Below are 12,026 nucleotides of genomic sequence, written 5' to 3'. Positions count from 1 at the left end.
CAACCTGCGGTGCTCGAGACAAGCGGGGTCAAAAACAACTCGCTTCGCTCAAACACGTTTTTGCCCTGATCCGCTTGTCTCTGCGCTCCTCGGCCCAGCCAGGACGGGGAAAGCGGGAACGGGAACCGAATACCAAAGACAAAGAAGACAAATACAAACAAGGACACGCCAGGGCGTGTCCTTGTTTCTTAGGTATTCGGTATTTTTTCTCCCACCCCCTTGTGTATGCGCCGAGGAGCGCAGGTCCAGACGGATAAGGGCAAAAACGTGTTTGAGCGAAGCGAGTTGTTTTTGACCCCGTCTGGACCGAGCACCGCAGGCTGCCCCGGAGCGAAGCGCAGGGGACGCAGACACCAGGGTCGCCTTTTCTTTGCTTACTTTCTTTTGGCGAAGCAAAAGAAAGTGAGTTGCCGCCGGGCAACCCCGGCCAGCAGACTCAGAAGAAACACTTGCCGCCGGGTTAGCAAACCGTAGGGGTATTCGAGAAGCGCATACTCACCCCGTTGTGTAGGCTTTGTCCTAGACAAACTCCAGCGTCTTCCGATGGCACCTTGCGGTGCCGGGTCTTAGCATGGTGCTAGAAGCTGTTCATGGCTCCGTTTGGATTGTGAACAGCTTCTTGAACTCGGGGCAATGCCGCATTCCGCACGCATTGCCCACCCCAGCCCGGAGCGCAAAATCATGACCACTTTGGAGATCATGGCCGACACACCGTCGGCCATTCGCAACGATTTTGTTTCCACCGATGCCGCCGACCTGGCGTCGCACATGGACCAGTGCGCGCATTCGCGCGGCCGCTTCTTCACGCTCCAGAGCGGGCTGCAGTCCGCGCATTCCGTGGTCTCGCCGCGCATCGTGACGGTCGCGCTCATCATGGCGATCTGTGTCGGCCTGCTCGCGCTAGCCTGAGCGTGTGACTACGCCGGTCATCGAGCGGCTGGACACCTTAAGCGCCTACGCCCGGCAACTTCTCGCCTCCCCCCGCGGCGACATCCAGCAACCCATACGCGCCGAACTGTTCGGCGCCCAGCGTTTTGAGGAACACGGCCGCAGCCTGGCCGCGGCGCAAAGCGTGTTGCCCGCCGGCAGCACCGGCACCGGCCCGCCGTTTTTCCCGCGCGTGCAGGAAAACATCGCCGCCATACGCCTGGCCTACGACTACATCGCGCTGACCTCGCGCAGCGGCCACTACGTCACGCCGGCCGCCGAATGGCTGCTGGACAACTTCCACCTGGTCGAGGCGCAGTTGCAGCAGATCCAGGACGGCGTGCCGCACCGCTACTACGCCGACCTGCCCAAGCTGGCCGACAAGCCGCTGCAGGGCCTGCCGCGCGTCTACGGCATCGCCTGGGCCTATGTGGCGCACACCGACAGCGTGCTCGACCCTGTCCTGTTCACCGCCTTCCTGCACGCCTATCAGGAGGTCAGCGAACTCAACCTCGGCGAACTCTGGGCCTTGCCCACCACCTTGCGCGTGGTGCTGCTGGAAAACCTGCGCCGCATGGCCGACCGCATCGCCTGGAACAAGGTCGCGCGCGAGGTGGCCCATGCCGCCTGGGACAAGGCCCAAGCGCTGAGCCTGCGCGAGCTCGACGAGCTGCTGGCCTTGATGCAGGCCCACGGCCTGGAGCGCAGCTACCTGACCCAGCTCTGGCAGCGCATGCCGGCCGGCCACCCCGAGCCCGACGCGCCGCCGCCCCTGCCGCTGGTGCACTGGGCCGCGCAGCACTGCACCGACGGCCTGGGCATGATCGGTGAAGGCCAGACCGTGCAGGTGGCCGCCAACCTCACGGTCGGCAACATCATCACCACGCTGCGGCTCATCGGCCAGGTCGAATGGGCGGAGCTGATAGAGCCCGTGAGCCACTCGCTGCAGGTGCTGCGCCGCCTGCCGAGTTTTTCGCGCGAAAGCGAGGTCACGCGCCAGCAGATCACGCGCGCCATGGAAAGGCTGGCGCAGCAGTCCGGCAAGTCCGAACGCGCCGTCGCCGAAGCCGTGCTGGCCGCCGCGCGCCAGCCCAACAACTCCATGGTCGCGCGCACCGCCGGCTACTACCTGATAGGGCCGGGCCGCCCGCTGCTCGAGGCCGCGCTGCGCCCATCCACCGGCCCGCGCAAGCCCCTGCCGCCTGCCCAGACACCGCGCGCCTGGCGTTTGCCGCTGTTCGCCGCGGTGTGGTTCGCCGGCACCGCCGCGCTGCTGGCCTGGGCCGCGCATCCGCTGGCCGCCCTGCCCTGGACCGGCTGGGTGGCGGTACTGCTCATGGCCCTGCCGGCCTCGGAAGCCATGGTCGCGCTGATGCACCGGCTGATCGCCGAGTCCACCCGCATACAGCCGCTGGCCCGCCTGGACTTCGGCGCCGGCATTCCGCCCGAGCACCGCGTGCTGGTGGTGATTCCCTGCATGCTCACGTCGGCGGAGGCCAATGCCGAACTGGTGCGCCGGCTGCAGCTGCACTGGCTGGCCTGCCGCGAAGCGAACGCGCAGTTCGCGCTGCTGAGCGACTGGGCCGATGCCGACACCGAGCGCGCGCCCGGCGATCAGGCGCTGTTCGGCGACGCGCTGGCCCGGCTGCGCGCCCTCAACGCCAGCTACCCGGCGCCCCCCGGCCAGCCCGCGCGCTTTGTGCTGCTGCACCGGCCGCGCAGCTGGTCGGCCACGGAGCGCTGCTGGATAGGCTGGGAGCGCAAGCGCGGCAAGCTCGAGATGCTGCTGCGGCACCTGGCCGAGCGCGCGGCCTCCCCCTTCACGCCTGTCGGCGCGGAGATGCGGCTGGCCGAAGGCACGCCGTATGTGCTGACCCTGGACAGCGACACCGGCCTGCCCGCCGGCGCCCTGCGCGAGCTGGTGGCGATTGCCGCCCACCCGCTCAACACGCCGCAGGTGGACCGCAAGAGCCGGCGCGTCGTCGCCGGCTACGGCATCCTGCAGCCGCGCGTGGCCACGCCCCTGCCGGCGCGCCGCGAGCGATCGCCCTTTCACACCCTGTTCGCCGGCCAGCGCGGCCTGGACCCCTACAGCAGCGGCACCTCCGACCTCTACCAGGATGTGTTCGGCATGGGCAACTTCACCGGCAAGGGGCTGCTGCATGTGCAAGCCGTGCACGCCGTGCTGGGCCAGCGCCTGCCCGAAGGCGCCATCCTGAGCCACGACCTGCTCGAAGGCAGCATCGCGCGCTGCGGCTATGCCGGCGACGTGGTGCTGATGGAGGACCAGCCGCACCATGCCGGCGTGGCCGCCTCGCGCGTGCACCGCTGGACGCGCGGCGACTGGCAGCTGCTGCCGCTGATGCTGCGCGCCCCAAGCTTCGGCATAGACGCCCTGGGCCTGTGGCGCATGGCCGACAACCTGCGCCGCTCGCTGGTCGCACCGGCCGGCCTCGCGCTGCTGGCCTGGGTGGTTTTCACCGGTGCGCTGCCGCCGGGAACGGCGATCGCCTTCACTTTCCTCGCCTTCCTGGTCGGTCCATTGACGGGCGCGCTCGCCGGGCTGGTGCCCACACGGCGCGGCATCGCCTGGCTGCATTTCTTCGACGTCGGCATGCGCGATGTGGGGCGCGCCCTGGCACAGGCCCTGTGGCAGTTCAGCCAGCTCGCGGTGCAGGCCGTGATGCTGCTGGACGCGATCACGCGCGCGCTGTGGCGCATGGCCGCCAGCCGCCGGCGCCTGCTGCAGTGGACCACCGCGGCCCAGGCCCAGGCCTCGGCACGCTACACGCCGGGCGCTTTTGCGCGCGGCCATGCCGGCGTATCCGCGCTGTGCCTGGCGCTGGCCGCGGCCGCCTGCTGGAGCCCCCATCCCTTCATCGGCCCCGCACTGTTTGTGCTGTGGGCGCTCGCGCCGCTGGTCGCGTGGTGGGGCAGCAAACCCCAAGCGGCAGACCCGGACACCGCACCCGATACCGCCGACCGCGACTACCTGCTCAAACTGGCGCGCCAGACCTGGGGCTTTTTTGAGCGCGTGGTCGGCCCGGAAGACCACCACCTGCCCCCCGACAACCTGCAGATGGAGCCCGAGCCCACGCTGGCCCACCGCACCTCGCCCACCAACATCGGCCTGTACCTGATGGCCGTGGCCTGCGCGCGCGAGTTCGGCTGGATATCCACCGGCGAGATGGCGGCGCGCCTGGCCGCCACGCTGGACACCGTGGAGGCCCTGCCCAAACACCAGGGCCACCTGCTGAACTGGTATGAAACCCGCACGCTGCAGGTGCTGCCGCCGGCCTATGTCTCCACCGTCGACAGCGGCAACTTCGCCGGCCACCTGCTGGCGGTGGCGCAAGCATGCAGACTGCTGGCCGGGCAGCCGGACACCGCCGGGGCCGAATTCGCACCGCTCATGCAGCTGGCCGGTCGCTGCGAGCGCCTGTGCATGGCCATGGACTTCAGCGGCCTCTACAGCGCCAAGCGCCACCTGTTCCACATCGGCCTGCGCGTGCACGAACAGGCGCTGGACGCGAGCTACTACGACCTGATCGCCTCCGAGGCGCGCCTGACCAGCTTCCTGGCCATCGCCAAGGGCGACGTGCCGCGCCGCCACTGGCAGGCGCTGGGCCGCGCCTTCCTGACGGTGGGCGTCACGCCGGGCCTCAAATCCTGGTCGGGCTCGATGTTCGAATACCTGATGCCCTCGCTGGTCATGAGCGAGCCCGACGAGGGCCTGCTGCACGTCTCGGGCCTGGCCGCGGTCAAGGAGCAGCAGGCTTACGGCCAATCCCAGGGCCTGCCCTGGGGCGTCTCGGAATCGGCCTATTTCGCCCAGGACCACACGCTGGCTTTCCAGTACTCGCCCTTCGGCGTGCCGCGCCTGGCCCTGCGCCGCACGCCGCCCACGGACCGCGTGGTGGCGCCCTACGCCAGCATCATGGCCGCGCAGTTCATGCCGCGCGAGGCCGTCGCCAACCTGCGACAGCTTGAGCAATGGGGCGCGCGCGGCGAGTACGGCTTTGTCGACGCGCTGGACTTCACCGTCGCGCGCCAGCCCGGCGCGCAGGCTCTGAGCCTGGTCAACACCTTCATGGCGCACCACCAGGGCATGTCGCTGGTGGCGCTGTGCAACGTGCTGTGCGATGAGGCGCCGCGCCGCTGGTTCGCCTCTGCGCCGCTGGTGCAGGCCTTTGATTCGCTGCTGCACGAAAAAACCCCGCGCCAGATCATCGAAAGCGCCGACCCGCGCGCGCTGCCCGAACCCGAGGACGCCGCCGAAGCCCGGCTCTACCATTCGCGCGTGGTCGATCCCGCCGCGCCCGGCTGGCAACCCACGCAGTTGCTCTCCAACGGGCGCTACAGCGTGGCGCTGCGCGCCAACGGCGCCGGCGTCAGCCGCTGGCGCAGCGGCAACAGGACTTACAACATCACGCGCTGGCGCGACGACCCGCTGCGCGATGCCTGCGGCAGCTTCATCTACCTGCGGCCCGCCGGCCAGGACCGCGTCTCCTCGGTCACGCAGCACCCGGCGCCGCACCCCGACTGGCGCTACCAGGCCACCTTCCTGGCCGACCGCGTGCAGTTCGAGATGGCCTCCGACACGCTGGAGACAACGGTCACCGTGCTGGTCAGCCCCGAGGACGACACCGAGCTGCGCACCGTCACCCTGCGCAACGTCTCCGATGCAGAGGTGACGCTGGAGGTCATTTCCTGCTTTGAGGCCGTGTTGACCGACCCGCGCGCCGACGAGGCGCACCCGGCGTTTTCCAACCTCTTCGTGCAGACCGAGTGGCATTCCGAATGGCGCGCCCTGCTGCTGTCGCGCAAAGCCCGGCTGCAGGGCGACCCGGCCATGGCGGTGGCGCATTTCCTGGCCGACTCCGAGGCCAACGTGCGCGCCATCGACTTCATCTCGGACCGGCGCGCCTTCCTGGGCCGCAACCGTGGGGCCGGCGAGCCGGCCCTGCTGGCCGAAGCCCATGGCGAGGGCGGCGCGCCCATCAACGGCCTGGACCCGGTGGCCGGCCTGCGCGTGCGCATACGCATTCCCGCCGGCGGCCTGGCCCGGCTCAGCTTTGCCACCGCCGCCGCGGCCGACAAGGACGAGCTGGCGGCACGCATCGACAAATACCTGCAGCCCATGCACGTGGAGCGCGCCACCCGCATGGCCGCCACGCTGGCCCAGGTGCGGCTGCGCGACCTGGGCGTGGACCCCGGCGAAAACGCCGCGCTGCAGGACATCAACACGGCGCTGATGTACAGCTGCGCCCGGCCGGCGGCCGGGCGCGGCCTGATCGACCAGCGCCAGCTCTGGCGCTTCGGGCTCTCGGGCGACAAGCCCATCGTGCTGGTGCTGATCCACTCGAGCGACGGCATGGCGCTGGTCCAGGCGCTGCTGCGGGCCCAGCCCTGGTGGAGTTTTTGCGGCCTGGCCGCCGACGTGGTCATCCTCAACAGCGAGGCCAATTCCTACCTGATGCCGCTGCAGCGCGACATCCTCGCGCTGCGCGACCGCACGCTGCAGCAGGCCGAGAACAGTTTTCCGCGCAGCGATGCGGGCGGCTTTTTCCTGCTGCGCGAGCAGGAAATCGCGCCTTCCGAAAAAGCCGCGCTGACCGGCCTGGCCCGCTTCATTCTCGCGGCCGACGGCAGGCCGCTGGAGCTGCAGGCGGGTGCTCTGCAGGCCCTGGGCGGCGCGCCCAGCCGCGCCGGCATGGCTCCCGCGCCGCGCAGCCCGCGGGCGGCGCAGCTGCCGCAAACCCCGCTGGGCCGTTTTGACCCGGCCACCGGCGAATTCCAGTTCGAGGTCGATGAGTTGCACCGCCCGCCGCGCCCCTGGGTCAACGTGATCGCCAACGCCTCCTTCGGCTTCCAGGTTTCGGAAACCGGCGCCGGCTACACCTGGGCCGGCAACAGCCGGCTGCACCAGCTCACGCCCTGGTCCAACGACCCGGTGACCGACCCCAGCTTCGAGCACTACCTGCTGCAGGACCTGGACACGCTCAAGCCGCTGCCGCTGGGCGCCTCCGCCGAGGCCGGTACATCCTGCCGCGTGCGCCACGGCCAGGGCTATAGCGTGTTTGAGCGCCTGCATGGCGCACTCAAGGTAGAGGCCACCTGGTTCGCCGACCTCAACGACTCTGTCAAATGCGTGCAAGTGCACCTGCACAACCGGGGAAGCGATGTGCGCCGCCTGCGCGCCCTGGCCATGGTGGAGTGGCAAATGGGCGCGGCGCGCCACGAACGCCGCACCGTGCACACCTGGCGGGCCAAAGACGCCGAACTCCATGCCGTCTTCGGCCAGCAGCGCGAAAGCCGCGCCGGCTTCGGCGGCAGCACCGCCTTCCTGGCGCTGGCCGGCCTGCCCGGCGCGCCGCAATGGACCTGCGACCGCGGCGAGTTTTTTGACGCGGCGGGCCGGTTCGCGCCACCCGCCACCCTGGGCCGCAACGCCGCCGCCGGCACAGACCCCTGCGCCGCACTGGCCGGCGATATCACCCTGCAGCCCGGCCAAAGCCTCACGCTCAGCTTCGTGCTGGGCCACGCCGGCGATGCGGCCCAGGCCGGGGAGCTGGCCCGCGCCTGGCAAGGCCGCGACACGGCCGCGGCGCTGGAGCAGGTCAAGGCTTACTGGGCCGGCCTGCTGGGCAAGGTACAGGTGCGTACGCCCGACCCGCTGTTCGATGCGCTGGTCAACCGCTGGCTGCTGTACCAGACGCTGGCTTCGCGCCTGTGGTCCAAGGCCGGTTTTTACCAGGCCGGCGGCGCCTTCGGTTTTCGCGACCAGCTGCAGGACGCCATGGCTTTTGCCCTGATCGAGCCCGGGCGCCTGCGCCGGCAGATCCTGCTCAACGCCTCGCGCCAGTTCCCCGAGGGCGACGTGCAGCACTGGTGGCACGCCCCCGGCGGCGAAGGCGTGCGCACGCATTTTTCCGACGACCTGCTGTGGCTGCCCTATGCCTGCGCCTGGTATGTCGCGGTCACCGGCGACGCGGCCATCCTCGACGAAGAGATCGCCTTCATCGACGGCCCGGCGATTCCCGAGGGCGCGGAAGACGCCTACTACGCGCCGCAAACCAGCGCGCAAAGCGCCACCTTGTTTGAGCACTGCGCGCGCACGCTGGACCGCAGCCTGCCCACCGGCGCGCACGGCCTGCCCCTGATGGGGACCGGCGACTGGAACGACGGCATGAACCGCGTGGGCCATGAAGGCCGCGGCGAATCGGTGTGGCTGGCCTGGTTTTTATGCCGCGTGGTGCAGGACTTCGAGCCGCTGGCACGTGCGCGCGGCGACAAGCGCGCCGACAGCTGGCTGGCCGCGCGCCAGGGCTGGATCAGCGCGCTGCACAAGGACGGCTGGGACGGCGCCTGGTTCCGCCGCGCCTTCTTCGACAACGGCGCGCCGCTGGGCTCCGCCGCCAACAGCGAATGCCGCATCGACCTGATCGCCCAGGCCTGGGCCGTGCTGTCCGGCGCCTCCACCGACGTATTCACAGTCCCCGCCATGCAGGCCATGAACGAACAGCTGGTCGATCCCGAGGCGGGATTGCTGCGCCTGCTCACGCCGCCGCTGCAGCACTCGGACAACAACCCCGGCTACATCCAGGCCTACCCGCCCGGCGTGCGCGAAAACGGCGGCCAGTATTCACATGCCGCCGTCTGGGCCATGATGGCCCAGGCCGCCACCGGCGACGCCGAGGCCGCATGGAACAGCTTCCAGGCCCTGAGCCCCGCCCATCGCAGCGAACACCCCGTGCGCGGGCCCGTGTACGAGCTGGAGCCCTATGTGATGGCCGGCGACATCTACGGCACAGCGCCCTATGTGGGCCGTGGCGGCTGGAGCTGGTACACCGGCTCGGCCGCCTGGCTGCACCGCGCCGCGCTGGAAAACATTCTGGGCCTGCGCGTGCAGCAGGGCGAACTCTCGTTGTCGCCCTGTGTGCCGGCGCACTGGCCTTCGTTTGAGATCGCCCTGGAAGTGCAGGGCCATGCGCTGACGGTTCGCTGGCGGCGCGAAGGCGCGGTGGCTGAAGACAGCTTTCAGGCGGATCGTGTGGTCGCGCCCGGGCAGGTGGTGTTGCTTGCCGAATTGCCGGAAGCTGCGCGCCTGCTTGTGCAGGCTACAGGCTGACCGCTTCGATAAACCTCGGTAAGCGTCAACCGAGGTACGGGCCCTTGACCTCGCCCCAACCCCAACGCGGCATGGGCCCATCGGGATCGACGACAGCGCCCGGCTGCGAGTTGATGACCGCCAGCCGCGAACCCACTCCAGGTAGCCCACCAGGGCCGATCGGAATTCGGGGTCCGCGCCGCTTGTTTGGGTAGAAAATCAGTCCACCACTTGATCACTGGCTGTCTTGACGCTTTGCAGCATTTCACAGCTATGCTGGACACTTCAAACTTAGGTTGCTGTAGCGATGTTGGTTTATACAATTCTCGCAATTTTTTTTGTCACTCCAGTTGTTCTGCACTATCGAACTCTCGATGTTGCCAAAGGCTCTGCTGAATCGGCGCTACTGGTAGGCCTGATTTGTGGACTGATTGAGTTCTGGAAGGAAGACTGGTCCAAGGGTCTCGCAGCCTTCTTTTTCGCCGCTTTTTTTGAGTTCGCCATAGCGTATGTGGTCGGGCGTTTGTACCGGGCCTTCGGCAGCTACGACCGTGCTGAATTTGCGGAGATCGCCAAAACAAAACCCGTCTCCGACCAAAGACTTCTTATTGGCGGTTTAGGCGCCGTCGCCATTCCGCTGGCGGTGCTTGCGCGCGAGCTTGCCTATTGGTGGGAAATGGGTACTTGGGAATTAATGCCGCTGAAGCCGCTCCTTGGCTTTTGTGCATTCCTTGTCCTTGGACTGGTGACCGTGATTGGTTTGTATCTCCGTAAGCGAGGCAAGCGCGGAGATGCTGCCTGACATGCCAGTGAATGCCAGTGTTCTATCGAGTGTTGGCCATCCTGCCATACTCACCATTGAAGGCTTGTGGTTCCGCTACCCCAACCCCCACATCGAAATCCTCGCCAACTGGTCCGGCGAAATCCTGCCCGGCGTCACGTTGGTGCAAGGCGGCGACGGGCGCGGCAAAAGCACCCTGCTTCGCTTGATGGCGTGCGCCCTGACTGCGGATGCCGGGCGCTTGCAGTTGAATGGCGCACCGCTAAAAGAGCAAGCCGAGGCCTATCGCCGGCAACTGTTCTGGATGGAGCCGCGTAGCACCGAATTCGACCAGCTCACGCCGCCGCAATTTTTTGCATCCCTGGGCGACCGTTATCCCGGCTTTGACGAGATGTTGCTGGCCCCCTTGGTCGAAGGCTTGGGGTTGGAGCCGCATATCAACAAGCAACTCTTCATGCTGTCCACGGGGTCCAAGCGCAAGGTCTGGCTGGCGGCGGCGTTTGCCTCGGGCGCTGCGCTCTTGCTGCTTGACGAACCTTTCGCCGCGCTCGATGCGCCTTCGATTGCCTTTGTCAAAGAGCAGCTTCAGGCCATTTCGACGCAAGCCGGCCGCGCGGCGGTGATTGCGGACTATGCGGCCCCAAGCGGTGTTCCGCTGGCCGGCGTGATCGACCTGGGCGACTGAACTACTTCGGAACAAAGGCCTGTTGCTGCGTCACAAAGCCGTCAAAGGCTTCGAGCAACGGCTGGTAGCGACCAGCATCCCCTTCAAGCTGCGCGAGTGCCGCGCAAGCCGCCTCCAGCGTGGACAGCTGTCCCGGCTTGTGGGCCTTGCGGATCAGGTAAGCCGAGGCGGGCACATCCTCCAGCGACAGCCGCGGCAGCCGCCGCAGCAGCGGGTTGAGGTGCAGCATCTTGCGGCTCTTGCGCCAGGTTGCATCCAGCACCACCAGGCGCACACGCGACGGGTCTTTGAGTCGCTCAAGGCCCAGGGCAGGCACTTCATCGTCCTGCGGTGTGGGCGGGTATAGCAGCACCGCATAGGCAGGCGTTTCGGCCATCGCCGCACGCAGCTCAGCCTCTTCAAATACTTCACCTGTCAGCATGCGGCTGCGCGGCAAACTCAGCTGCAGCAGGCGGCCGGTGTTTTTGGCATGGCCCGCTTCCAGCGGGTGCTGCAGGATCAGCACCTCGGCTTCATGCGCCACCGGCGTGACCCATTGGCAGATGCAGGCGCTTTGCGGCCGCAGGCAGATGCCGCAGGCCGCGCGCCCGGCCGGCTCAGTCACGGGGGCGGTCCGCCGCCTTGCCGTCGTCAGCCGAATAGGCGTTTCGCAGGTGCACGGGCTTGGCGGTCTTGCGCCGCATGCGGATGTTGAGCATTTCCACCGCCACCGAGAAGGCCATGGCGAAGTAGACATAACCCTTGGGTACATGGTGGTCCAGCCCTTCGGCGATCAGCACCACACCCACCACCACCAGGAAGGACAAAGCCAGCATCTTGATGGTCGGGTGGGTCGAGACAAAGCGGCCTATGGCCGGCGCGAACAGCATCATGAGGCCGACCGAGGCGATGACCGCGGCGATCATGACCGCCAGGCTGTCGACCATGCCGACCGCGGTGATGATGGAGTCCAGCGAAAAGATCATGTCGACAATCATGATCTGTACGATCACGGCCGCGAAGGTGGCTTTGACGGCGCTGGAGGCATGGCCCTCTTCGCCTTCCATGGACTGGTGAATTTCACCAGTGCTCTTCCAGATCAGGAACAGGCCGCCGCCGATCAGGATCAGGTCCCGCCCGGATATCTCCTGCTTGAGCACGGTGAACAAGGGCTCCACCAGCCCGATGATCCAGGACAGCACCAGCAGCAAGCCTATGCGCATGAACATCGCCATGAACAAGCCGCTCTTGCGCGCCATTTCCTGCTTCTCCCTGGGCAGCTTGTCGACCAGGATGGAAATGAAAATGATGTTGTCTATGCCCAGCACCAGTTCCAGCGCGGTCAGGGTGGCAAAGGCAATCCAGGCTTGCGGGTCGGTGAGCAGTTCCATCATGGCTTGGCCTCTTTCTTTTCAATGATCTAACGCTGCTTTAGTAGCGACCACAAAGGTATTACACCAGCAAGTCGCCATTGCATTCCTTCTCCCTCCCCCGCTGGGGGAGGGCAGGGGGGGGAGGGCAGGGGTGGGGGCCAGCGGCGCTTG

The 12,026-nt window shown here is 67.5% G+C and carries 6 protein-coding genes; 4 read left to right on the top strand and 2 right to left on the bottom strand.

The features are described from left to right. Positions 1 to 681 precede the first annotated feature (681 nt). The 4 genes from AC1DXS_RS24240 (at position 682) to AC1DXS_RS24225 (ending at position 10,503) form a co-directional block, all read left to right on the top strand. On the top strand, positions 682 to 909 hold the full coding sequence (locus AC1DXS_RS24240; RefSeq protein WP_477739995.1) for a hypothetical protein: 228 nt from the start codon (positions 682 to 684) through the stop codon (positions 907 to 909). Between the two features lie 4 nt (positions 910 to 913). Continuing rightward, positions 914 to 9,058, top strand: coding sequence for a glycoside hydrolase family 94 protein (locus tag AC1DXS_RS24235; RefSeq protein WP_477739994.1), 8,145 nt, complete (start codon positions 914 to 916; stop codon positions 9,056 to 9,058). 286 nt (positions 9,059 to 9,344) lie between these two features. After that, positions 9,345 to 9,839, top strand: coding sequence for a hypothetical protein (locus AC1DXS_RS24230; protein ID WP_477739993.1), 495 nt, complete (start codon positions 9,345 to 9,347; stop codon positions 9,837 to 9,839). 64 nt (positions 9,840 to 9,903) lie between these two features. Next, positions 9,904 to 10,503, top strand: coding sequence for an ABC transporter ATP-binding protein (locus AC1DXS_RS24225; protein ID WP_477739992.1), 600 nt, complete (start codon positions 9,904 to 9,906; stop codon positions 10,501 to 10,503). A 1-nt stretch (position 10,504) separates the two neighbouring features. Here AC1DXS_RS24225 and AC1DXS_RS24220 read toward each other — a convergent pair whose 3' ends face one another. Next, positions 10,505 to 11,107 (bottom strand): tRNA-uridine aminocarboxypropyltransferase, encoded by a 603-nt coding sequence (locus tag AC1DXS_RS24220; protein ID WP_477739991.1) that lies wholly within the window; start codon positions 11,105 to 11,107, stop codon positions 10,505 to 10,507. Beyond that, on the bottom strand, positions 11,100 to 11,876 hold the full coding sequence (locus AC1DXS_RS24215; RefSeq protein ID WP_477739990.1) for a TerC family protein: 777 nt from the start codon (positions 11,874 to 11,876) through the stop codon (positions 11,100 to 11,102). Before AC1DXS_RS24215 ends, AC1DXS_RS24220 begins: the two co-directional genes overlap by 8 nt. Positions 11,877 to 12,026: the final 150 nt, after the last annotated feature.

The organism is Polaromonas sp. P3_B1, assembly GCF_056402935.1.
This window is presented reverse-complemented; position numbering and strand designations above follow the sequence as displayed.

What these genes read in the sequence shown, in the direction of transcription:
- AC1DXS_RS24240 (WP_477739995.1), top strand. Translation starts at nt 682, where the DNA reads ATGACCACTTTGGAGATCATGGCCGACACACCGTCGGCCATTCGCAAC.
- AC1DXS_RS24230 (WP_477739993.1), top strand. Translation starts at nt 9,345, where the DNA reads ATGTTGGTTTATACAATTCTCGCAATTTTTTTTGTCACTCCAGTTGTT.
- AC1DXS_RS24215 (WP_477739990.1), bottom strand. Translation starts at nt 11,876, where the DNA reads ATGATGGAACTGCTCACCGACCCGCAAGCCTGGATTGCCTTTGCCACC.